We start from the raw sequence: 23457 nt of genomic DNA, 5'->3' as shown, positions 1-23457 counted from the left end.
CTCCTGTCCCGGTCTCTTGCCGGACGATGTCGGCATCATCCCGCAGCCGTGAAACCAGAGTCAATCCAGCGCGCGCAAAACCTCGCGCATCGCCCGCACCGTGGCGGCGCTGGTTTCGCGCCAGCCGTACTCATCGCCGCCGGCGCCCATGGATACGCCGGAACGGCGATGGCGCATCGCGCTGGCCACCGCTGCGCTGGCCGAGGCGTGGAATTCCGCGCAGCCGGTGGCGCGCGCCAGCGCGGCCAGATTGTCCGGCCGCAGGCCGCCGCCCGGCATCAGGATCAGCCGCTCGCCCGCCTGACGGCGCAAGCCTGCGATCAGGACCGCGCCGTCCAGCGCCGTCGGCGCCTGGCCCGAGGTCAGCAAGCGGCGGCAGCCGCTGGCGATCACCTGCTCCAGCGCCTGCTCGGGATCACGCGCCAGATCGAAGGCGCGATGGAAGGTCGTCGTCATCGGCCCCGCCAGCCGGACCAGCTCGCGCGTGCGCTCGACATCGACCGCGCCATCGGCGTCCAGCAAGCCCAGCACCACGCCGTCCACGCCCAAGTCGCGGCAGGCCAGCACATCGCGGCGCATCACCTCGAACTCGTCGGCGGAATACAGGAAATCGCCGCCGCGCGGCCGCACGATCACATGCAGGCCGATGGATAGCCGCTGCCGCGCCAAGGCAATCATGCCCGGCGACGGCGTGACGCCACCGGTTTCCAGGCTGGCGCACAATTCCACCCTGGCCGCGCCGCCCTGCTCCGCCGCCAGGCAGGAGGCCAGCGAGGCGGCGCACACTTCCAACTGTCTATCTTGCGACAAAATATCGTTCTCCCTCGGTTGAATACAGTCCGGATTTTGACCGCTTGCGCCGGCCGCGTTAAGCTGCAAACTCAAGTGACGCGAACGTAAGTCGATATGCTCTATTTTGAAGATCTGCAGCCGGGCCAGCTATTCCACAGCCCCAGCCACACCCTCGGCGAAGAAGAACTGACCGGCTTCGCCCGCCAGTACGACCCGCAATATTTTCATACCGATCCGCAACGCGCGGCGGACAGCCTGTTCGGCGGCCTGGCCGCCAGCGGCTGGCAGACCAGCAGCCTGAGCATGCGGCTGGTGACCCAGACCGAATTGGGGAAAATGGTCAATGGCTTGATCGGCATGCAGATAGACAAGATGCGCTGGCCGCAGCCCACCCGCGCCGGCGACACGCTGCGCGTCAGCGTGGAAATCCTGGACAAGCGCCGCTCCGGCAGTCAGCCCGGCTTTGGCGTGGTGAAAGTGCGCTGGACGACCCGCAATCAGCGCGACGAAGTGGCGATGCAGCTGGAGTGCTCGATCTGGGCGCAATGCCGCGCGCTGCCGCGGCAAGACCAAGACGCGCCCGCGCCGGCGGCGCAAACCGCCTAGCCGCGCGGGCCCGCCTGGCCGGATCAGCGGCGAACCTGGATCATCTCGGCGCTGCGCAGCGCCTGCAATTCCTTGCCGCCGGCGTAGCTGATGGACGACTGCAAGTCTTCCTTCAGCTCGCACAGCAGCTTGCCGATGCTGCCCTTGTACTCCACCAGGATTTTCTTGCCCTCGACATTGACGTAGGCGCCCTTGTTGAACTGCGAGGCACTGCCGAAGTATTCCTTGTAGTGCTTGCCGTTGATCTCGACGATGTCGCCGGCGGATTCGTCATAGCCGGCGAACAGGGAACCGGCCATGATCATGCTGGCGCCGCAGGCCATGGCCTTGGCCATGTCGCCGTGCTCGACGATGCCGCCGTCGGCGATCACCGGCACGCTGACCGCGGCCACGCAGTCCTGCACCGTGGAAATCATCGGGCGATGAAAGCCAGTCTTGTTCTTGGTGATGCAGACGCGGCCGCCGGCGATGCCGGCCTTGATCGCGTCGCAACCCCAGCTTTGCAGATCGCGCGCGGCCTCGGCGGTGGCGATGTTGCCGCCGATCAGGAAGGTATCGGGGAAGTGCTGCTTGATGTGCTTGATCATGCGCTCGGCCTTCACGCACCAGGCGTTGGCGATGTCCAGCGTCATGTATTCCGGGGTAAGACCGGCCTGCTTGAGCGCGGCCAGTTGTTCCAGCGTGTCCTCGTTGACCCCGACGCTGATGGAGGCGAACAGGCCCTTGGCCTGCATGTCGCGAGTGAACTCGACCGCGTCCACATTGAAGCGGTGCATGGTGTAAAACCAGCCTTGCCGGGCGAAGAACTCGCAGGTGTCGGCGCTGACCACCGACTTCATGTTCGACGGGTAGATCGGCATGTCGAAACGGCGCGGACCAAATTGCACCGAGGTGTCGCACTCCTTGCGGCTGTCCACCACGGTTTTCTTCGGCACCAGGTAAACGTCGCCGTAATTGAGTTCTGTCTTGATCATGCGTGTGCTCCCAAAGCGGAATGAAGAGTCAAAAAACGAGGGGCCCCAAACATAAACGGGAGCTCGATGGCTCCCGTTTACAGTGTCCCCTGCGACGCCTCGCTTGGCTCGCACGCACTTACCGGCACACCTTACGCCGCAGGTTTCTTCACGTCAAGCGATTTTATTTCAGATCAAGACAAACGGCTATTTGTCGCACCAACTGCCGTCGGCGTCGCCGCCCAGCCAATTCAGCACCGGCTGCCAGGCGTCGCGGTCGCGCTGGGTGCGCGATGGCGGCAGATCGAACAGCGACAGGCCGCTGGAAGCCGCCTGCACGTAAAGCTGGGTGTCGCGCAGCCAGGTCAGCACCGGCACATCATGATTGGCCAGGAATTTTTCCAATTCGCGCGCCGAGCGGGTGCGCGGGTCCACCCTCATGCCCACCACCGCCATGAAGGCCTTGTTCTTGCGGATCGCCTTTTCTTCCAGCAATTGCTCGAAGAAGGCCTCGCTCGCCCACATATCGAACGGCGAAGGTTGAATCGGCACCAGGATGCGGCTGACGCGGGACACCAGGGCCGCCAGCTTCTTGCCGTGCAGGCCGGCGGCGCTGTCCAGCACCACCACCTCGGTGCCCTTGGGCGGCCGCGCCGCCTCGCCGGCCTTGACTTCCCAGCCGGCGATGGAAGGCAGCGCCGCATCGCGTTGCGCCAGCCAGCCCAGCGACGACTGCTGCCGGTCCACATCGCCCAGCATCACCCGTTTGCCGCGCGCGGCGTAATAGCCGGCCAGATTGGTCGCCAGCGTCGATTTGCCGCTGCCGCCCTTGGGATTGGCCACCAATACCGATTGCACATCCGCCTCCTCTGCCGTTTGCGATGGCCCACTATACCAGAGGGGAAGTGCTTGCCGCAGCCGGGCCATCTGGCGTAAGGTCGAAGCCCGGAAAAGGAGTCCTCATGCCGCAAAACTATGACGCCATCTTGTTCGACATGGATGGCCTGATGATAGACACCGAGAGAATTTCGATGGAGTCCTGGCGCCGCGCCGCCGACGAGCTGGACATGACGCTCAGCGATCAATTGCTGCTGGACATGGTGGGCCTGTCCATGCGCCGCTGCACCGAATTCCTCAGTGAAAGGCTGGGCAGCCAGGACCACGCCGTCGCGCTGCAAAACGTGGGCCGTCGGCATTACTGGCAGATGCTGGAGCATGAGGAGATTCCGCTCAAGCCCGGCATCGAGGCGCTGCTGGACTGGGTGCGCGAACAGAAGCTGCCGCGCGCGGTGGCCACCTCCACCCAGCGCCAGCTGGCGGACATCAAGCTGGGCCGCACCGGGCTCGCGTCTTATTTCGATACCGTGGTGGCCGGCGACGAAGTCGCCCATACCAAGCCGGCTCCGGACGTCTATCTCGCCGCCGCGCGCAAGCTGGGAATCGATCCGCTGCGCTGCGTGGTACTGGAGGATTCGATCTACGGCCTGCACGCCGGCGTCGCCGCCGGCATGCGGGTGATCCTGGTGCCGGACCTGGTGACGCCGCCAGCGGACCAGACCCATCACGCGCTGGCGGTATGCCAGGACCTGCACCAAGCGCTGGAAGTGCTGCAACAGCTGGCCTGAGCGACGACCTGCTACGCATGATGAGGCGCGACACGGCGAGTTCAGCCGCGCCGCCTTGTCACGCCTTAATCCGCGCGATCGTTAATCGGCTCTCAACCGTGGCCGCGGATGCGCGCGACCAGTTCATCGCGCACATCTTCGGCCTGGTCGTTGCCCACCTGGCAGGTGCCGGCCGCCTCGTGGCCGCCGCCGCCGTACTGCAGCATCAGCGCGCCGACATTGGTGCGCGAGCTGCGGTTGATGATGGACTTGCCCACCGCGAACACCGTGTTCTGCCGATTGACGCCCCATAGCTGGTGGATGGAGATATTGCAGTCCGGGAACAGCGCGTAAATCATGAAGCGGTTGGTGGGATGGATCACGTCCTCATGCAGCAGGTTCAACACCACCAGATTGCCATAGACGCGGGAACAGCGCCGGATCTGCTCCTTGGCCAGCGCCTCGTGCTGGCGGTACAAGTCCACCCGCTCCTGCACATCGGGCAAGGCCAGGATCTCGTCTATGCCGTGGTCGCGGCAATAACGGATCAGGTCCAACATCAGTTGGTAATTGCTGACGCGGAACTCCTTGAAGCGCCCCAGGCCGGTGCGCGCGTCCATCAGATAATTGAGCAATACCCAGCCGGACGGGTGCAGCACTTCCTGTAGCGAATACTGGGCGGAATCCGCCTTGTCCACCGCCTCCATCATCTCGTCGCTGATATTGGGAAACGCCTGCTTGCCGCCGAAGTGGTTGAACACCACCCGCGCCGCCGACGGCGCCTTGGGATCGATCACATAATTGTCCGCGCTGGAATTGCGCAGGGTTTCGGAAAGATGGTGGTCGATGACCAGATGCGCCGCCGCCACGTAAGGCAGGTTGGTGGTGATGTCGTTCTCGGTGATTTCCACCTTGCCGTCCTGCATGTCCTTGGGGTGAGCGAACTTGATCTCCTTGATCATATTCAGTTCGTTGAGCAGCACCGCGCACACCAGTCCGTCGAAATCGCTGCGCGTCACCAGGCGATATTGCTGTTGCGACATGAGTTCCCTCTCTCCCTTTAGAAGGGCCGGCGCGGCCCCGCCCGCGCCGTACGGCGCCTCAGTCGACCGGCGACACCTCCAGCGCGCCGGCCATCCCGTCCGTCAACGCCGCCAGCAAGGCCTCGGCCTCGGCGAGCGGCAGGCTCAGCGTCAAGCTCACCCGCTCGCCGTAAACGGGCGTCGATACCGGCACGCCCAGTTCTTGGCACAAGTGGCGCAGCCGCGCCTCGCCGGCGAAATCCACCGTCGCCGCGTAATCGCCGCGCGCCACCATCGCCGTCAGGCTGGCCATGTCCATCGCGGCATTGACAGCTTGAGTGTAGGCTCTGACCAAGCCGCCCGCACCCAATTTAATTCCGCCGAAATACCGGACCACCACCGCCAGCACATCGCAAACGTCCTTATGCCGCAACACGTTGTACATCGGCCGCGCCGCGGTGCCGGACGGCTCGCCGTCGTCGTCCAGCATGGAATCCGCGCCGCACAGCAGCACCGCGCAGTAATGGCGCGCGTCCGGCCATTGCGCGCGGATCTCCGCCAGCCGCGCCAGCGCCTCTTCCCGGCTGCTCACCGGCTGCACGATGCCGATGAAACGGCTCTTCTTGATTTCGATTTCGGCCTGCGCCCTTGCTTGCAACTGGAACATTCCGCCCCTCGGCTTGTCTGAGGTGATGGATTGTAACCCATCGCCGGCAAAGCACCGGGGCAGGCACTACAATGGAAATGGGAACGCGCCTTATTCACCTTGATGAGGAGTCCAAGCCATGATCGCTCTGCTCGTCGTATTGGTTTCGCTGCTTGCCGTGGTCTGGGTAATGCTGGACAAATTCTGGCTGGATGATGAGGAAGAGGCTCGCCTGTCCCATTATCTGCCGGACAAGGATCATGTTTAAACGCCCGCCCGCTTGAGAGGACGCGCCCGCGCGCTTGTCATTCCGCGGCGATGGCATGAAAATGTGCGCATCAATTTGACAAGGTCATCGACTTGCCGCTAACCGCCATCTGGATCGCCAGCGCGCTGATCGCGCTGATCGCCGAGTTCTTCTCCGGCACCTTCTACCTGCTGGTCGTCGCCGTCGCCATGCTCTGCGGCGGCGCCGCCGCCTGGCTCGGCGCCGCCGAAGCCAGCCAATACGTGATCGCCAGCCTTGCCGGCGTGGCCGGCGTGGCGCTGGTGTACGGCTACAAGCGCCGCCATCCGTCCGCCCCCAGCCAACCGCGCGCCGACGACCCGGACCTGGGCCAGCCGGTGCAAATCCTCCATGCCGCCGCCTCCGGCCATGCCCGCGTGCAATACCGCGGCGCCGCCTGGGACGCGGCGACGGTGGACGGCGCCGCGCTGGAAGCCGGCGCCACCGCCTACATCGTCGGCCGCGACGGCAATCTGCTCAAAATCAGTTCAACCCAACCGGAATAACAAGACCCATGGAACTCCTGCCCCTGATCCTGCTCGCCGCCGTCATCGTCTTCGTGTTCAAATCGCTGGCGGTGGTGCCGCAGCAGAACGCCTACATCGTCGAGCGCCTCGGCCGCTATCACGGCACCCTGGCGCCCGGCCTCAACATCATCATTCCCTTCATCGACCGCATCGCCTACAAGCACAGCCTGAAGGAAGTGCCGCTGGACGTGCCCAGCCAGGTCTGCATCACCCGCGACAATACCCAGTTGAAAGTGGACGGCATCCTCTACTTCCAGGTCACCGACGCTCAGCGCGCCTCCTATGGCACCAGCAACTTCATCATCGCCATCACCCAGCTGTCGCAGACCACGCTGCGCTCGGTGATCGGCAAGATGGAGCTGGACAAGACCTTTGAAGAGCGCGACGAGATCAACCAGACCGTGGTGGCGGCGCTGGACGAGGCCGCGATCAACTGGGGCGTCAAAGTGCTGCGCTACGAGATCAAGGACCTGGTGCCGCCGCAGGACATCCTGCACGCGATGCAGGCGCAGATCACCGCGGAGCGGGAAAAGCGCGCGCGCATCGCTCAATCCGAAGGCTTGAAGATGGAGCAGATCAACCTGGCCAACGGCGCGCGCGAAGCGGCGATCCAGAAATCCCAGGGCGAGATGCAGGCCACCATCAACAACTCCGAAGGCGACAAGCAGGCCGCCATCAACAAGGCGCTGGGCGAGGCCGAGGCGCTGCGCCTGGTGGCCGACGCCACCGCCGACGCGATCAAGCGCGTGGCCAGCTCCATCCACACCGAGGGCGGCCTGGAGGCGGTCAACCTGAAAGTGGCCGAGCAATACGTGGCCGCCTTCGGCAAATTGGCCAAGGAAAACAACACCATCATACTGCCGGCCAATGTCGCCGATGTCGGCTCGCTGGTGGCCAGCGCGATGAGCGTGGTCAAGCAGACCCAGCGCTAATCCCTTCTTAATCCTTGCCCGGCTTGAATATCGGCCGGGCCGCCCTCATAATCGTCCGCATGAAATTCTTCACCGACCTGTTCCCCGTCGTCCTGTTCTTCGCCACCTACTGGCTGAGCCGCGACATGTTCATCGCCACCGGCGTCGCCATCGCCGCCACCACCTTGCTGGTGGGCTGGACCTGGCTGCGCCACCGCAAGGTGGACACCATGCAATGGGTCAGCCTGGGCCTGATCGTGGTGCTGGGCGGCGCCACCCTGCTGCTGCACGACAAGCACTTCATCATGTGGAAACCCACGGTGCTGTACTGGGTGATGGGCGCCGGCCTGCTGATCAGCGACTTCCTCGGCAAGAACGGCCTGAAACTGATGATGGGTCAGCAGCTGCAGCTGCCGGCGCCGGTATGGCGCAAGCTGACCTGGGCCTGGACCGGCTTCTTCGCCTTCATGGGCGCGCTCAATCTGTTCGTCGCCTACCGTTTCAGCGAAGACGTCTGGGTCAATTTCAAACTGTTTGGCGGCCTGGGCCTGATGCTGGCCTTCGTCATCGCACAAAGCCTGTTCCTCGCCAAATACATTGAGGAAAAGAAATAATGCTTTACGCCATCATCGGCCAGGACACCGCCGACTCGCTGCCGCGCCGGCTGGCAGCGCGCCCCGCGCACCTGGCGCGGCTGCAGGCGCTGCAGGATGCCGGCCGCCTGGTGCTGGCCGGCCCCTGTCCGACCATAGACAGCGCCAATCCCGGCCCCGCCGGCTTCAGCGGCAGCCTGATCGTCGCCGAGTTCGAATCGCTGGACGCCGCCCAGGCCTGGGCCGACTCCGACCCCTATATCGCGGCCGGAGTCTACGCCAGCGTCAGCGTCAAACCCTTTCTCAAGGCGTTTCCGCAATGAGCACCACGCTTGAACTCTTGAACGCCGCCTTGCAGGCGCTGGAGCCGGAACACCTGGACATCCAGGACGACAGCGCGCTGCACGCCGGCCACGCCGGCGCGCGCGACGGCGGCGGACATTACACGCTAACCATTGTCAGCGCCCGCTTTCAAGGATTGGGCCGCGTGCATCGCCACCGGCTGATCTACGAGGCCCTGGGCAGCTTGATGCAAACCAAGGTGCACGCGCTGGCCATCAAAGCGTTCACGCCTGAAGAAATCTGACTTGATTCCAAAGAAGGACAACCCCATGAAGCTTTCCCGCATCGCCGCCGTCGTGCTGGCCGCCAGCATCGCCCTGCCCGCCGCCGCGGAATCCATCGCCGTGGTCAACGGCGCCGCCATCGACAAGAAAGAACTGGACACCGCCGTCGCCAACGTGGTGCAAAGCAGCGGCGGCAAGGCCCAGGACAATCCGGAACTGCGCGAGCAACTGAAGAACTCGCTGATCACCCGCGAAGTGATTCTGCAGGAAGCGCGCAAGCGCCAGCTGGACAAGCAGCCGCTGTTCACCCAGCGCCTGGACGACATTCGCAATGAAATGCTGCGCGAAGCGCTGTTCGCCGACATCGCCAAACAGGCGCCGGTGACCGACGCCCAGATCAAGGACGTCTACGACAAGCTGGCCGCCCAGCAATCCGGCAGCAAGGAAATCCACGCGCGCCAGATCACGCTGAAGAGCGAGGCCGACGCGCAGAAAGTGATTGCCGACCTGAAAAAAGGCGCCAAGTTCGACGACCTGGTGCGCACCCGTTCCATCGACCCCAACGCCAAGCAGAGCAACGGCGAAATGGGCTGGGGCAACCTCAACCGCATGGATCCGCCGCTGGCCGCCGCGCTGAAGGACATCCGCAAGGGTCAGACCAGCGGCAAGCCCTACCAGTCCCCGCTGGGCTGGCATGTGTTCAAGGTGGAAGACATTCGTGACGCCAAGCTTCCGTCGCTGGATGAGGCCAAGCCGCAAATCGGCCGCCAACTGCAAGAAGAAGCCATCGCCAAGGCAGTGGAAGACCTGCGCGCCAAGGCCAAGATCCAATAAACCAAACCTTCAGGACACCTAAGAATATGCGTAAACTCCTGCTGACCAGCGCCCTCGTCGCCGCCTTCGCCGGCAGCGCCATCGTGGTTGCCGGCCCGGTCGTCAACGGCCAGGCCATCTCCGACGCCCGCATCGACGCCGTGGTCAAGATGATGGAAGCCCAAGGCCAGCCGGCCAACCCGCAAGCGCGCGACATGGTCAAGGATCAACTGGTCACCGCCGAAGTGCTGCGCCAGGAAGCCGTGAAGAAGGGCCTGGACAAGTCGCCGGAATTCACCGCCGAACTGGCCAATATGCAAGCGATGGCATTGGCCAACCGCCTGATCAAGGACTATGAAAAGTCCAACCCGGTCAGCGACGCCGACCTGAAGGCCGAATACGACAAGCTGGTGGCCAGCGTGCCGGAAACCAAGCAATACCACGCGCGCCACATCCTGGTGAAGACCGAGGCCGAAGCCAAGGCGGTGATCGAAGCGCTGAAGAAGGGCAAGGCCTTCGACAAGCTGGCCAAGGAAAAATCGCAGGATCCGGGCAGCAAGGACAAGGGCGGCGATCTGGACTGGCAGGAAGCCGGCACCTTCGTGGCGCCGTTCTCCCAGGCCATGACCAAGCTGTCCAAGGGCGAAGTGACCGCCAAGCCGGTGAAAACCGAGTTCGGCTGGCACGTGATCAAGCTGGACGACGCCCGCGTGCAGCGCAATGTGCCAGCGCTGGACGACATCCGTCCGCAGCTGACCCAGCGCATCATGGGCGGCCGCATCGAAAAGCTGATCGCCGACCTCAAGGCCAAGGCGCAAATCCAGCAATAAGCGCCGGATCCAAACCATGCAGCAAAGGCGGACGCGAGTCCGCCTTTTTTCATGGCCGCGTTAACACGGCTCACCCTTGCCTCTCACCCTCCCGCGTTTCATTTTGAAACAAAAAACGCCGCAAAAAATTCGTCGGCTAGCCTATAAGTAATTATTCACTTTCTGATCATTTCATAAATATATTAAATTGGAAGTACCACAATAATCCACGATGGGACAAACAGATGAAAAACCTGCGCATTGGACAAAGACTCGCCCTCGCCTTTGGCGCGCTGATCGCCCTGGTGCTGGTCATGAGCATCGTCATGCTCAGCGGCCTCTCCTCCATCAGCGACAGCATGGAAGACATCACCGACAACCGGCTGGAGTCCCTGCTGCTGGTGGCCCAGCTGGATCACCATCTGCAACAGCAACGCATAGGCGCGCGCGACCTGATCATTGAAACCGACCCGGCCAAGATGGCCGAGATCAAGGCGCAGACCGACCAAACCATCAAGGCGTTCAACAACGCCGAGAAAGCGCTGGAAGACCACTTCACCAAATTCCCGCCGATACCCGCCACCGCCGCCTTGCTCAAGGACGTGGGCCAGGCGCAGGAAGCGCTGGACGCGCCCACCAAAAAGCTGATGGCGCTGGCCATGGCCAATCAGAACAAGGAAGCCGAAGCCTTCATGGTTGGGCAGCACCGGCCGCTGATCCACCAACTGGAACAAAAGGTGGAAGACCTCACCAAGGCGCTGGCCGATCGCGCCCAGGACAGCCGCAAGGACGCGGAAACCAGCGCCACCGCGGTGCGCGCCACCGCGCTGACCATTACCGCCATCTGCCTGGCCGCGGCCGCGCTGATAGGCTGGCTGCTGACCCGCTCCATCACCCGCCCGCTGAACAGCGCGGTGGCGGCGGCGCGCGAAGTGGCCGCCGGCAATCTGCGCATCGAGCTGAAGCCGGACGGCAAGGACGAACCGGCCCAGGTGATCGCCGCGCTGGCCGATATGCGCGAGCAGCTGGTGAAAGCCATCGGCAATGTGCAGCAAGGCGCGGAAGAAGCCAATAGCGTGGCCGGCCATCTGTCCGAATCCGCCGAGCAGGTGCTGACCGCCTCCCACCAGCAAAGCCAGGCCGCCGCCAGCTCCGCCGCCGCGGTGGAACAGCTCACCGTCAGCATCAGCCACGTGGCCGAGGCCGCCCAGGAAGTACGCGAGCACGCGCAGACCAGCCTGGTCACCGCCAAGAACGGCACCGCCCAGCTCAGCCTGCTGATCAAGGAGGTCGACAATGTCGAGAAAGCGGTCAACGGCATCGCCGACGCGGTGAAGAACTTCGTCGCCAACACCCGCAAGATCACCAGCATGACCAGCCAAGTGCGCGACATCGCCGACCAGACCAATCTGCTGGCGCTGAACGCCGCCATCGAGGCGGCGCGCGCCGGCGAACTGGGCCGCGGCTTCGCGGTGGTGGCCGACGAAGTGCGCGTGCTGGCGGAACGCTCGGCCGAATCCGCCAAGGAAATCGACCAGGTCACCCATGTGCTGGGCACCCAGTCGGTGGAGCTGGAAGACGCCATCACCAGCAGCCTCGCCTCGCTGAGCAGCAGCCAGGCCTTCGTCTCCACCGTGGAAAACGCGCTGCAGGAAGGCGAGCAGGCGGTGGCCAAGTCCACCGACAGCACCGGCACCATCGTCAGCGCGGTGCAGGAACAGAAGCTGGCCAGCACCGAGATCGCGCAGAACATGGAAAAAGTGGCGCAGATGGCCGAGGAAAACACCGCCATCGTCAGCAATGTGGCGGACAGCTCGCGCTCGATGTCGGACATCGCCCAGAACCTGCATCAGGCGGTGCGTTTCTTCCGCATCTGAGCCGCCAGCCGCTAGTCAAACATCAAAGCCGCCCTGCCGGGCGGCTTTTCATTTGCGCGCACTCAGATCTTTTCGTCGAAGCTGAACACCGGCGTTCCCTTCTTCAACACCTCGCCGCGGAAAAAGGCCGGGTGCTGGCGGTACATGTACAGCATCAGCAACAAGCCGACCACGGCCACCGTCACCCCCAGGATGAACACCAGACCCAGGCCGCCGATATGCGAGCCGCTGCCGAAGGCCGGGTCCATGCTGTCCAGCGTGGTGCGGATCAGCGCGACGAACAACAGCGCCCCGCCCAGCCCCGGGCACAGACCGCGCAGCAGGAAATGACGCACCGATCTCAGCGCCTGCTTGCGGAAAAACCAGACGCAGGCGAAGGCGGTCAGGCCGTAATAGAAGCACACCATCATGCCCAGCGCGGTAATGGTGTCGGACAGCACATTCTCGCTCAGCACCCGCATCACCGCGTAAAACACCGAGGCCACCAACGCCGACACCACGGTGGCGTAGGCCGGCGCCTTGAAACGCGACTCCACCACCGCGTACTTGCGCGGCAAGGCCCGGTAATGGCCCATCGCCAGCATGGTGCGCGCCGGCGACATGAAAGTGGACTGCAAGGACGCGGCGGAACTGGACATCACCGCCAGCGACAGCAGAATCGCCGCCGGCCCCATCACCGGGCCGGCCAGCGCGGTGAACACATTGGCGGCGATGGCCGGGTTGGCGAGGCCGGTGGCATCCGTGCCCACGCCGGCGAAGGACACCACCGCCGCGCTGATCAACACATAAGAGCCCACCAGCAGCACCATCACCAGCGTGGCGGCCTTGCCGGACAGATTGGCGCGCTTGTCGCCGGTGGTCTCCTCGCTGATGGTCACCACCGTGTCCCAGCCCCAATAAGCGAAGATGGACACCGCCACCCCGGCGGCGAATTGGGAAAAACTCTCCACCGCGAAGGGGTTGAACCAGCTCCACTCCACCGGGATGGAATACGGATGGCCGCCGTCGGCGGCGGCGCTGAACGCCGCCCAGGCGAACCAGGCCAGCACCAGCACCTGGAACGACACCAATACATACTGCACCCGCTTGGTGGATTGCAGGCCACGGCAGGAAATCCAGGTGGCCACGGCCATGAAGCCGAGGCAGGAGACGATGTTCACCGCCGTGTTGTCAGGCAGGGCCGCGATGTCCGGCCGCCCCAGCGCCTGGCCCAAGGCCAGATACATGAAATCCATCGCCACCGCGGCGGTATTGGACAGCACCAGCACCGTGGACACCACCAGCCCCCAGCCGGCGATCCAGCCTATCCACGGCCCAAACGCGCGCGTGGCCCAGGTGAAGGACGTCCCGGCGTCCGGCATCTCGCGGTTCAGCTCGCGGTAGCCTATCGCCACCAGCAACATCGGAATGAAGCTGACGAAAAACACCGCCGGCATCTGCTTGCCCACCTGGGTGGCCGCCGGCCCCAGCGAGGCGGTCAGCGTGTACGCCGGCGCGCACACCGAAATGCCGATCACCACCAGGCCGAGAATGCCGATGGAACCGGCGGGCAAACCCTTGGCGCTGAGTCCTCCCCCGTCCGGGGCCGGCAGCGCGTTGTCAACATTACGCATGGTGCATCTCCTTTGTCCGGGGCCGCGTCGCAACGTCGGCCCTCGCCTTGTTATGTGTCCGCGCCGGCATGCGAATGCCGCCGCGAATGCGCGCATCCCGCCGTGTCGCCGGCCGATCCCGCTTATGGCAGGACCGCGCGCGTCAGGCGTGGTTGCATGGAGTATGCAGATAATTAACACAAAAACATCAAATGGCAAAAATAATAGACGGCACCACTACAGGACGATATGCTGGCTCGGCAAGCTGCGTCCCGCGCCTTGCGTAGAGCCGGGCCCACCCGGCCGCCGCGCCGCCGCACAGAACCTGTTCACGATCTGCGGCGATACCGATTTGAAAACAGGCTCCTAAGAGAGCCATGCAAAGAGAGAGAAGGAAGAGAACATGAACACCTGGAAGCACGCTCTGCTCGCGCTCGGCCTGACCAGCGCCGGCCTCGCTCAGGCCAATACCGTCAATGTCTACAACTGGTCCGACTACATTGCCCCCACCACCGTGCCGGCCTTCAGCAAGCAAACCGGCATCAAGGTCAATTACAGCGTCTACGACAGCATGGAAACCCTGAACGCCAAGCTGATGACCGGCCGCTCCGGCTTCGACCTGGTGGTGCCGTCCAATAATGTGCTGGGCCTGGGCATCAAGGCCGGGCTGTTTCAGCCGCTGGACAAAAGCAAGATCCCCAATTACAAGAACATCGACCCGGCGCTGCTGAAAATGATGGAAGTGTCCGACCCCGGCAATAAATACGCGGTGCCGTATTTCTGGGGCGTGATCACCCTGGGCATCAATGAGGAAAAGGTCAAGAAAGCGCTGGGCGGCAAGCTGCCGGCCAATGAATGGGACCTGCTGTTCAAGCCGGAATACGTGTCCAAGCTCAAGTCCTGCGGCGTCAGCGTCCTGGATTCCCCATCCGAATTCTTCCCGATGGCGCTGCACTACTTCGGCAAGGACCCGGGCAGCACCAAGGAAGCCGACTACCGCGCCATCATGCCGCAGCTCAACGCCATCCGCGCCAGCGTCACCCGCTTCTCCTCCTCCGGCTACATCAACGACATGGCCAGCGGCGAAGTCTGCCTGGCCATGGGCTATGGCGGCGACCTCAATATCGCCAAGCGCCGCGCCGCCGACTCCAAGAACGGCGTCAAGGTGGTTCCGCTGATGCCCAAACAGGGCGTGGCCATCTGGGTGGACAGCATGACCATCCCCAAGGACGCCAAGAACACCGCCAACGCGCTGGCCTTCATCAACTACAGCCTGGATCCCAAGATCGCCGCGGACAACGCCAATACCGTGACCTTCGCGCCGGGCAGCCTGCCGGCGCGGCAATTCGTCGGCAAGCAGTATCTGAATGAACGCTCCATCTTCCCCAATGCCGAAGACCTGAAAAACAGCTTCATCCAGAGAAGCGTGGGCCAGGATACGCTGCGCATCTACGGCCGGCTGTGGCAGAACTTCAAGCTGGGCCGCAGCTGAATTGCACAGCCATAAACAAGAATGCTTTTGTTACAAGGGGCTCACCAGCCCCTTTTTTTATTGCTACGCAAGCCCACCTCACCCATCTTGCATATATAATGAATAAGGAATAAAATGACAACATACTAAATGGTAATTCAACTATGAAAAATTTATTTCAATTGTATGGCTTTGAGTTTGTGTCAGCTTTTTCTTCAAAATCTGTTGACACTTTCACAATTAAACAAGGAGTTTTCGATAATGCATATTTAGTTGCAAAAGAGCTAAATAATGATTTAGATATTTGTGTTGAAAATCTCAGAAAACTTGGATATGCCACAAAATGCATTCAACCTAAAAACAGCAACGAAATTCATGCAGAGTTATTCAATGGATTTTTCAAAAAAGACCAATCAAAACACAAGTCGCAGTTCGAGTACAAAAGGTATGTTGATAAGGTTTTAGACGCCTACCCTAAAAGGGCCGGCAGCTACAAATACATATCCGCTCCCTATGCGGTAAATGGAGAGCAAGCGCTGTATGGGTCAATTATTGAAAGTGTACAACAAGCACTTAATACTCAGGGACCCAAATTAATTCTCATAGAAGCGGCAGCCGGATTTGGCAAAACTTCGACTGCATTTGAAATAAGTCAAGTTTTGGCAGCCAGACAAGACACCCCCATTGTGATGTTATCTGAGCTTTCTAGAGATAGAAAAGCAAAAATATTCAGACATGTACTATTAGAAGAGATCGACCGATCATTTCCATCTCTTTCCTCGAGCTTAGTTGAAGCCGAAATAAAAAATGGAAATATCATTGTTATATTAGATGGGTTTGATGAGTTATTAAGAAACAAAGAAGAAGATGTTGAATTTGAAAAATCTGAAGCAATGCTCGAAACAATTGCAAAGCTATTAGAAAACCAGGCAAAAGTAATTCTTACCACACGAAAGACAGCCATCCTTGAGGGGGAAGAGTTTCACAACTGGGCAGATCGTCATGAGAATGATTTTGAAATTGTAAGATACAGCCTATTAGAGCCCAAAATCAATGACTGGCTCCCAAGCCCTAGGATTGAATCCCTGAAGGAGGCCGGTCTAAATCTTTCAAATATAAACAACCCGGTTCTACTTTCCTACTTAAACTACCTAACAGATGAATCATTTAAAGAAGACTTAGCAGACCCCAACACAATTCATGACAGATATTTTGTTTCAATGCTAGAAAGAGAACAGCAACGTCAAAAGCTACATATAACAATAGATGAGCAGTCCGCCCTATTTACTCGCCTGGCTGACGATATGGTTTCTCGAAACTACACAAAAGATCACAGAAATGAAATTCTCCAGTATTTTATAAAAAACGAACCACATTTACTGCAAAGCACAAGAGAACGGTATTCAGCAGAGGAGCGGCCTGACATTGAGGAACTAGCCACGAAACTTAGCAATCATGCATTCCTTGATCGCTCATCTTCGGATGATCGCATCGGATTTATAAATGATTTTGTAATGGGTAGTTTTGTTGCAAAATCCATCATAAGTCACTTTGACAATGAATGGGCTGGTGATGAAATTTTTATAGAATCCGCCATTGAAGCATACGCATCAAAACCCAGAGAAACAAAAGAAGCATTATGGGAAAAACTAGAATGGATTTTAGGGGCTCTGTCTGACAACAACCGGATATCTTTTGAAACAAAACTCCTTGGAAAGATTGGGAAAAATTATTCAAAAACAACGATTAATGACAAAACATTTCTTGAAATAGACTTCACTGCAAATAACACAATATCAGACACAACAATATGCAATTGCATTTTCACAAACTGCGCCTTCGACCCAAGCAACATAATATCTTGCTGCTTTATTGACTGTACTTTTTATGGATGCACAGCTCGAGACCAAAAAAACACACTGCAAACCTCGTCTTTTATAAATTGCATAGAAGAAGACAGTGACACTATTAAATTTTTAAAAGAGAACACTAGACAGAGCGAAGTGCAACCCTCACAAAATTCTGCCCACAAATATATTCTTGAAAAATTTTGGCCGATAGGAAAAGAATCAATAACTTTTGCACACCGCCCGTTAGCCCTATTTTATTCAAAAAACGACAATACAATATCACCTGAAGCCGTTTCTGACGCAATAGAGGATTTAAAGAAACAGAGCATCATAATACCAGCCAAGAAAAAGAGTTGGATTGGCATAAACACAACCAAAATTAGCGAAATAGCTCACATACTCGGCAGATATTAATATGTTCTTCTATCAAAATGAAGCAAGGCAAATATCCCTTCAAATAAGTAAAATATTAGACACAGCCGGAATATATTATAGAATATTCTCAAGAGGAAAAAGCGACGATTCCCTTCACAAGAAAATCAACAAAGTGCCTGGAAAATATGATCAAAACAAAAAGATACAAGACTTAATAGGGGTACGTGTTTGCCTATACTTTTCCGACGACATAGATATAACAAAATCACTCTTATGCGAGAAATTCAATTATGACAGCAAATCATCCACAATAGACCTTCCACATGACACTGAGTTCGGACCAACACGCTACAACTTAATTTACAAATTACCTCAAGACATAGAAGAAACAATCAGGCCGTCCCCCACTTTCTCCAACTTGATTGACAAAACATTTGAGGTCCAAATAAGAACAATCCTTTCCGAAGGCTGGCACGAGGTCGAACACGACCTTCGCTATAAATTCCCAAGTGACTGGCAAACCACTAGTCGTGAAAATCGTGCTTTAAATAGCGTGCTGGCGACTCTTGAAACTGCAGAATGGAGCACATTAAAGCTAATAGACGATCTGGCACACCTCCATTATAAAAACAAAAACTGGGAGGCTATGATTCGCTCAAAATTCCGGCTGCGTTTTACTGATCAGCCACTCGATAATAATTTAATCCGCTGGCTAAACTCGGATGAAAAATCAGCCAAAGCCATATTCCGCACAGACCGAGAGGAACTCATTTATCTATTCGCAAAACTCAAGAGCATTCCCATTACAATGAGCAATCTAATATATGCCCTAAATTATCAAAAAACACTAGACGAAGAAATCAAGGAAAGCACCCCCCGCTTTCTAAAAAATATATTAACTAGTTTATAAATTTAAGTATGGCCAGAATACGGCCATACTTAACCGCTAAAAACTAGCTCAACAACTGGCGCAACACATAGGGCAGGATGCCGCCGTGTTGGTAGTAATCCACCTCCACCGGCGTGTCGATGCGCAGCAACAAGGGCAGCTCGCGCTCGCCGCCGGCGGCGTCGCGGATCAGCAGGCGCACCCGCTGCTGCGGCGCGATGCCGTCCTCCAGCCCACGCAGCTCGAAGGTCTCGTCGCCCTTGAGGCCGGCGGCGCTGTCGCCGTCCAGGAACTGCAGCGGCAACACCCCCATGCCCACCAGATTGGAACGGTGGATGCGCTCGAAGCTCTTGGCCACCACCGCCCTCACCCCCAGCAGCCGCGTGCCCTTGGCCGCCCAGTCGCGGCTGGAGCCGGTGCCGTACTCCTCGCCGGCGAAGATCAGCGTCGGCGTGCCGGCGCGCACATAGGCCATCGCCGCATCGTAAATCGACATCTGCTCGCCGTCCGGCTGCAGCAGGGTCAGGCCGCCCTCCACCGGCTTGCCGTCGGCGTCCGGCGCCAACATCAGGTTGCGGATGCGCACATTGGCGAAAGTGCCGCGCATCATCACCTCGTGATGGCCGCGCCGCGAGCCGTAGCTGTTGAAATCGCCGGGCGTGATGCCCTGCGCCTGCAGATACAGGCCGGCCGGCGAACTCGGCTTGATCGAGCCGGCCGGGCTGATGTGGTCGGTGGTCACCGAGTCGCCGAAGATCGCCAAGGCGCGCGCGCCGCGGATCGGCGGCTGCGGCGTCGGCTGCATCGCGAAATCCTGGAAGAACGGCGGCTCGGCGATATAGCTGGACGGCTCCCAGCCGTAAACCTCGCCCACGCTGGCGGCGATATCGTTCCACAGCGGGTTGCCGCTGGCGAAATCCTGATACAAGCGACGGTAAGTGGCCGCGTCCGTCGCTTGCAGCAAGGCGGCGCCCACCTCCTGCTGGCTGGGCCAGACATCGCGCAGATACACCGGCTTGCCGTCCACGCCGACGCCCAGCGGCTCATGTTCCAGATCGATATCCACCCGGCCGGCGATGGCGAAGGCCACCACCAGCGGCGGGCTCATCAGGAAGTTGGCCTTGATCGCCGGATGAATGCGCGCCTCGAAGTTGCGGTTGCCGGACAACACCGACGCGCAGATCAGATCCTGGCCGCTGACCTCGCTTTCCAGCTGCGGCTCCAGCGGGCCGGCATTGCCGATGCAAGTGGTGCAGCCATAGGCGGCGACGCGGAAACCCAGCTGCTCCAGCGGTCCCAGCAAATGCGCCTTGCCCAGGTAATCGGTCACCACCCGCGAACCCGGCGCCAGCGAAGTCTTGATATGGCCGGCCACGCTCAGGCCGCGCGCCACCGCCTTCTGCGCCAGCAGGCCGGCGGCCAGCATCACGCCGGGATTGGAGGTATTGGTGCAGGAGGTGATCGCCGCGATCAGCACCGAGCCGTGACGCAGCTTGCCGCTGAAACCGCCGGCGCCCTCCTTGCCGTAGCCGCCGACCTTGGCCGGCTGATGCAAGAGCTCGTTGAAGCGGTTTTTCAAATCCGGCAGCGCGATGCGGTCCTGCGGCCGGCGCGGGCCGGCCACGCTGGGCGCGACCGTGGCCAGGTCCAGCTCCAGCACGCTGCTGTAATCGATCTCGCCCGCCTGCGGCATGCCGAACATCTGCTGCGCCTGGAAATAGCGGCGGAACGCATCCACCTCCGCCTCGCTGCGGCCGGTGGCGGTCAGATAGGCGGCGGTCTGCTCGTCCGGCGGGAAGAAGCCCATGGTGGCGCCGTATTCCGGCGCCATGTTCGCCAGCGTCGCGCGGTCCTGCAAGGTCAGCGAGGCCGCGCCTTCGCCGTGGAACTCCACGAACTTGCCCACCACCTGCGCCTTGCGCAGCATCTCGGTCACGGTCAGCACCAGATCGGTGGCGGTCACGCCCTCGCCCAGCCTGCCCTTCAAATGCACGCCCACCACGTCCGGGGTCAGGAAATACACCGGCTGGCCCAGCATGCCGGCTTCCGCCTCGATGCCGCCCACGCCCCAGCCCACCACGCCCAGACCGTTGATCATGGTGGTGTGCGAATCCGTGCCCACCAGGCTGTCCGGGTAATACACTCCATCCTTGCTCAGCACCCCGTGCGCCAGGTATTCCAGGTTCACCTGGTGCACGATGCCTATGCCCGGCGGCACCACCTTGAAGGTGTCGAAGGCCTGCATCCCCCATTTGATGAAACGGTAGCGCTCCGCGTTGCGGCGGAATTCCAGTTTCATGTTAAGGTCCAAGGCGTTGTTCTCACGGAAATGGTCGATCTGCACCGAGTGATCCACCACCAGGTCCACCGGCACCAGCGGTTCGATGCGCTTGGGCGGCTTGCCGGCGCGCTCGGCCACCGAACGCATCGCCGCCAGATCGCACAGCAGCGGCACCCCGGTGAAATCCTGCAGCACGATGCGCGCCACCACGAAGGGGATTTCCTCGCTGCGCGCCGCGCGCGGCTGCCAGCCGGCCAGCTGGCGCACATGCGCGTCGGTCACGCGCTGGCCGTCCAGATGGCGCAGCAAGGACTCCAGCACGATGCGCAGCGACACCGGCAGCCGGCCGACATCGCCAACCCCCAGCTCCGCCAGCGCCGGCAGCGAATGGAATTGACAGGACTGGCCCGACGCCAGGGTAAAGGAACGCAAAGTGGATTCGGAACGAAGCGACATGAAGGACTCCTGTTGAAAGCCAAGATGCAAGCAAGGACGAAAACATAAGGGAACGCCGCTAAAGTGCTCAGCCCTGAGGCGCTCCGCCAAGAGGTCAGACCGGAAAACAGGTCAATGGTTCAGCCCCAAACTTGCATTTAGCATACAATCGAAACCTCATTCCCGTGCGAAAGGCATGCCATGACACACAGAATAGAACACGATTCCTTCGGCGACATCGAAGTCCCCGCCAACGCGCTGTGGGGCGCGCAGACCCAGCGCTCGCTCGGCCACTTCGCCATCTCCAGCGAAACCCTGCCGCTGGAACTGATCCTGGCGCTGGCCCAGGTCAAGCGCGCCGCCGCGCTGGCCAACCGCGAACTGGGCACGCTGCCGGCGGAGAAAGCCGACGCCATCGTCCTCGCCGCCGACGAAGTGCTGGCCGGCAAGCATCCGGACGCCTTCCCGCTATCGGTATGGCAAACCGGCTCCGGCACCCAGAGCAATATGAATATGAACGAAGTGCTGGCCAATCGCGCGTCCGAACTGCTGGGCGGCGAGCGCGGTCCGAGCCGGCGCGTCCACCCCAATGACGATGTGAACCGCGGCCAATCCTCCAACGACATCTTCCCCACCGCCATGCATGTCGCCGCCGCGCGCGCGGTGCACGACAAGCTGCTGCCGGCGCTGGGCCGGCTGCGCGCCGCGCTGCTGGACAAAGTGGCCGCCTTCGCCGACATCGTCAAGATCGGCCGCACCCATTTGCAGGACGCGACGCCGCTGACCCTGGGCCAGGAACTGTCCGGCTGGGTGGACCAACTGGAACAAGCCGAACACGCCATCCGCGCCGCGCTGCCAGGCCTCTATCAATTGGCGGTCGGCGGCACCGCCGTCGGCACCGGCCTCAATACCCATCCGGAGTTCGGCGCCCGCGTGGCCGCGGAACTCAATCACGCCTGCGGCCTGCCCTTCGCCAGCGCCGGCAACAAGTTCGCCGCGCTGGCCGGCCACGATGCGCTGGTTCACTCCCACGGCGCGCTCAAGCAACTGGCCACGGTGCTGATCAAGATCGCCAACGACATCCGCTGGCTGGCCTCCGGCCCGCGCAGCGGCCTGGGCGAACTGCTGATCCCGGAAAACGAGCCGGGCAGCTCCATCATGCCGGGCAAGGTCAACCCCACCCAGTGCGAGGCGATGACCATGCTGTGCTGCCAAGTGCTGGGCAACGACGTGGCGCTGTCCATCGGCGCCGCCTCCGGCAATTTCGAGCTGAACGTGTTCAAGCCGCTGATCGCGCACAACTTCCAGCAAAGCGCGCGCCTGCTCGCCGACGGCATGGACAGCCTCAACCATCATTGCGTGCACGGCATGCAGGCCAACCGCGCGCGCATCGAGCAATTGCTGGAGCAATCGCTGATGCTGGTCACCGCGCTCAACCCTCACATCGGCTACGACAAGGCCGCCGCCATCGCCAAGCTGGCCCACGCCAACGGCGGCACCCTCAAGCAGGCGGCGCTGGAGCTGGGCTATGTGACGGCGGAGCAGTTTGATCAGTGGGTGGATCCGAAGGCGATGATCTAAGAACCTGTTTACGATCTGCTGCGCGCCGTGGAGCGTTACAGGTCAGTACGAGCTCAAAATGCTCATGCACCACCTGTACATGCCGCTTTTTCGCTCGTTTTCGCCTTGTCTCGCGAGATCGTAAACACGTACTAAAAGCCGGTTCACGCTCTTCCTCGCGGATGCTCGCGGCGAAGAGCATGAACAGGCGGCAGTCGCTCAGTCGAACAAACCCAGGGTTCGCGGCAGCGGCTGCGGCGCCGGCTTGGACGCGCCCTGGCGCGGCGCCAGCGGCGCGTCCTCGGCGCGCATCTCCTCCGCCGGATACAGCCGCAGCAAGCGCTGCGCCTCCTCCGGCCGCCGCGCCGTCAGCCAGGCCTGGTAATCCTGCGGCCGCACAATCACCAGCGAACGCTTCTCGTCCGCCGGCTTATGGGTGCGGCGCATCAGCGCGTGCGCCTCGGCGTTGACCGTCAATTGGGTGAAGGCGTGGCTGATCGAGCCGTCCGGCTCCGACCACGCGCGCCACAAGCCGGCCACCGCGAACGGCGCGTCGTCGGCCAGGCCGATGCGCCAGCGCAGCGCGCGGCCGCTTTCATACGAGGGTTCGAAGAAGGCGCGCATCGGCACCAGGCAGCGCTGGCCGGCGCGCCATGGGTAGCGGAAGTTTTTCAGCTCGGCCACGGTTTCCGAACGCGCATTGGTGGTGGACAGCCGCAGGCCTTCCGGCTGATGGCGCTTGGGCACCAGGCCGTAATTGCCCAGCCGCAGTTCCAAACCCTGGCGGCCGGCGACGATGAAGGGCGCGGCGTAGTCCTGCCACGCCTCTTCTTGCCAGACCAGCCCGCCGGCCTCGACGCCGAACAACGGCAGTTGATCCGGATGGGGACACAGATAATTGACGCACATCGGCTCAGTCTACCGGATCTTGCGCCGGCCGGCCCGCCGCGGCGGTTTGACAAGCCCGCCCCAAGCGGCCACCATAAGGCCGCTATGCGC

At 60.9% G+C, this 23457-nt stretch carries 23 protein-coding genes; 15 read left to right on the top strand and 8 right to left on the bottom strand.

What is annotated here, in order from left to right:
• Positions 1–60: 60 nt before the first annotated feature.
• Positions 61–810 (bottom strand): copper homeostasis protein CutC, encoded by a 750-nt coding sequence (locus tag ACE3QM_RS10255; protein WP_048411077.1) that lies wholly within the window; start codon positions 808–810, stop codon positions 61–63.
• 96 nt (positions 811–906) lie between these two features.
• On the opposite strand from ACE3QM_RS10255, the gene ACE3QM_RS10250 reads away from it, so the two are divergent.
• Complete coding sequence (locus ACE3QM_RS10250; protein ID WP_374421608.1) at positions 907–1398, top strand: MaoC family dehydratase; 492 nt, start codon at positions 907–909, stop codon at positions 1396–1398.
• 23 nt (positions 1399–1421) lie between these two features.
• Here the strand turns inward: ACE3QM_RS10250 and ACE3QM_RS10245 are convergent, their stop codons facing one another.
• Together ACE3QM_RS10245 and ACE3QM_RS10240 are read right to left on the bottom strand one after the other, a co-directional pair.
• Positions 1422–2372 carry a GMP reductase gene (locus tag ACE3QM_RS10245; protein WP_048411079.1) on the bottom strand — a complete coding sequence of 317 codons (951 nt, stop codon included), beginning with the start codon at positions 2370–2372 and terminating at the stop codon, positions 1422–1424.
• Between the two features lie 186 nt (positions 2373–2558).
• Complete coding sequence (locus ACE3QM_RS10240; RefSeq protein WP_048411080.1) at positions 2559–3209, bottom strand: ParA family protein; 651 nt, start codon at positions 3207–3209, stop codon at positions 2559–2561.
• Positions 3210–3313: 104 nt separating this feature from the next.
• On the opposite strand from ACE3QM_RS10240, the gene ACE3QM_RS10235 reads away from it, so the two are divergent.
• On the top strand, positions 3314–3976 hold the full coding sequence (locus ACE3QM_RS10235) for an HAD family hydrolase (RefSeq protein WP_374421607.1): 663 nt from the start codon (positions 3314–3316) through the stop codon (positions 3974–3976).
• Positions 3977–4068: 92 nt separating this feature from the next.
• Here the strand turns inward: ACE3QM_RS10235 and ACE3QM_RS10230 are convergent, their stop codons facing one another.
• Positions 4069–4998, bottom strand: a complete 930-nt coding sequence (locus ACE3QM_RS10230; protein ID WP_048411082.1) for an exopolyphosphatase — start codon at positions 4996–4998, stop codon at positions 4069–4071.
• A 58-nt stretch (positions 4999–5056) separates the two neighbouring features.
• Positions 5057–5644: a YigZ family protein gene (locus tag ACE3QM_RS10225; protein ID WP_374421606.1), complete on the bottom strand. Its 588-nt coding sequence runs from the start codon at positions 5642–5644 to the stop codon at positions 5057–5059.
• Positions 5645–5762: 118 nt separating this feature from the next.
• Here ACE3QM_RS10225 and ACE3QM_RS10220 point away from each other — a divergent pair, with 118 nt between their 5' ends.
• The 9 genes from ACE3QM_RS10220 to ACE3QM_RS10180 all read left to right on the top strand — a co-directional run bounded on the left by ACE3QM_RS10220 (position 5763) and on the right by ACE3QM_RS10180 (position 12005).
• Entirely contained in the window at positions 5763–5891 is a 129-nt protein-coding gene (locus ACE3QM_RS10220) for a hypothetical protein (protein WP_255360820.1), read from the top strand.
• Between the two features lie 92 nt (positions 5892–5983).
• Positions 5984–6415, top strand: a complete 432-nt coding sequence (locus ACE3QM_RS10215) for an NfeD family protein (RefSeq protein WP_374421605.1) — start codon at positions 5984–5986, stop codon at positions 6413–6415.
• An 8-nt stretch (positions 6416–6423) separates the two neighbouring features.
• Positions 6424–7368: an SPFH domain-containing protein gene (locus ACE3QM_RS10210; RefSeq protein WP_048411085.1), complete on the top strand. Its 945-nt coding sequence runs from the start codon at positions 6424–6426 to the stop codon at positions 7366–7368.
• A 59-nt stretch (positions 7369–7427) separates the two neighbouring features.
• Complete coding sequence (locus ACE3QM_RS10205; RefSeq protein ID WP_231462706.1) at positions 7428–7961, top strand: septation protein A; 534 nt, start codon at positions 7428–7430, stop codon at positions 7959–7961.
• Positions 7961–8263 carry a YciI family protein gene (locus ACE3QM_RS10200; RefSeq protein ID WP_374421604.1) on the top strand — a complete coding sequence of 101 codons (303 nt, stop codon included), beginning with the start codon at positions 7961–7963 and terminating at the stop codon, positions 8261–8263. Before ACE3QM_RS10205 ends, ACE3QM_RS10200 begins: the two co-directional genes overlap by 1 nt.
• Positions 8260–8526, top strand: a complete 267-nt coding sequence (locus tag ACE3QM_RS10195) for a BolA family protein (RefSeq protein ID WP_374421603.1) — start codon at positions 8260–8262, stop codon at positions 8524–8526. Before ACE3QM_RS10200 ends, ACE3QM_RS10195 begins: the two co-directional genes overlap by 4 nt.
• Before the next feature lie 25 nt (positions 8527–8551).
• Positions 8552–9340, top strand: a complete 789-nt coding sequence (locus ACE3QM_RS10190; protein ID WP_374421602.1) for a peptidylprolyl isomerase — start codon at positions 8552–8554, stop codon at positions 9338–9340.
• Between the two features lie 26 nt (positions 9341–9366).
• Entirely contained in the window at positions 9367–10149 is a 783-nt protein-coding gene (locus tag ACE3QM_RS10185) for a peptidylprolyl isomerase (protein ID WP_374421601.1), read from the top strand.
• Between the two features lie 224 nt (positions 10150–10373).
• Positions 10374–12005, top strand: coding sequence for a methyl-accepting chemotaxis protein (locus ACE3QM_RS10180; protein WP_231462700.1), 1632 nt, complete (start codon positions 10374–10376; stop codon positions 12003–12005).
• Positions 12006–12067: 62 nt separating this feature from the next.
• Here the strand turns inward: ACE3QM_RS10180 and ACE3QM_RS10175 are convergent, their stop codons facing one another.
• Complete coding sequence (locus ACE3QM_RS10175) at positions 12068–13618, bottom strand: APC family permease (protein WP_374421600.1); 1551 nt, start codon at positions 13616–13618, stop codon at positions 12068–12070.
• 382 nt (positions 13619–14000) lie between these two features.
• On the opposite strand from ACE3QM_RS10175, the gene ACE3QM_RS10170 reads away from it, so the two are divergent.
• From ACE3QM_RS10170 to ACE3QM_RS10160, 3 genes are all read left to right on the top strand, one after another.
• Positions 14001–15089 carry a polyamine ABC transporter substrate-binding protein gene (locus tag ACE3QM_RS10170; protein WP_231462698.1) on the top strand — a complete coding sequence of 363 codons (1089 nt, stop codon included), beginning with the start codon at positions 14001–14003 and terminating at the stop codon, positions 15087–15089.
• Between the two features lie 143 nt (positions 15090–15232).
• The gene (locus ACE3QM_RS10165) at positions 15233–17332 is read left to right on the top strand and encodes a hypothetical protein (RefSeq protein ID WP_374421599.1); all 2100 of its coding nucleotides are present in this window, start codon (positions 15233–15235) and stop codon (positions 17330–17332) included.
• A gap of 1 nt (position 17333) precedes the next feature.
• A complete protein-coding gene (locus ACE3QM_RS10160) occupies positions 17334–18203 on the top strand; it encodes a hypothetical protein (RefSeq protein ID WP_374421598.1) in 870 nt (289 codons plus the stop codon).
• A gap of 43 nt (positions 18204–18246) precedes the next feature.
• Here ACE3QM_RS10160 and acnA read toward each other — a convergent pair whose 3' ends face one another.
• Positions 18247–20919 carry an aconitate hydratase AcnA gene (gene acnA / locus ACE3QM_RS10155; protein ID WP_374421597.1) on the bottom strand — a complete coding sequence of 891 codons (2673 nt, stop codon included), beginning with the start codon at positions 20917–20919 and terminating at the stop codon, positions 18247–18249.
• 180 nt (positions 20920–21099) lie between these two features.
• Here acnA and fumC point away from each other — a divergent pair, with 180 nt between their 5' ends.
• Positions 21100–22479: a class II fumarate hydratase gene (fumC, locus tag ACE3QM_RS10150; RefSeq protein WP_374421596.1), complete on the top strand. Its 1380-nt coding sequence runs from the start codon at positions 21100–21102 to the stop codon at positions 22477–22479.
• A 198-nt stretch (positions 22480–22677) separates the two neighbouring features.
• On the opposite strand, the gene ACE3QM_RS10145 is transcribed toward fumC, so the two are convergent.
• Positions 22678–23367: an SOS response-associated peptidase gene (locus ACE3QM_RS10145; protein WP_374421595.1), complete on the bottom strand. Its 690-nt coding sequence runs from the start codon at positions 23365–23367 to the stop codon at positions 22678–22680.
• Between the last annotated feature and the right edge of the window lie 90 nt (positions 23368–23457).

The sequence above is a fragment of the Chromobacterium sp. genome, from assembly GCF_041912965.1.
GTDB lineage: Bacteria > Pseudomonadota > Gammaproteobacteria > Burkholderiales > Chromobacteriaceae > Chromobacterium > Chromobacterium aquaticum.
This window is presented reverse-complemented; position numbering and strand designations above follow the sequence as displayed.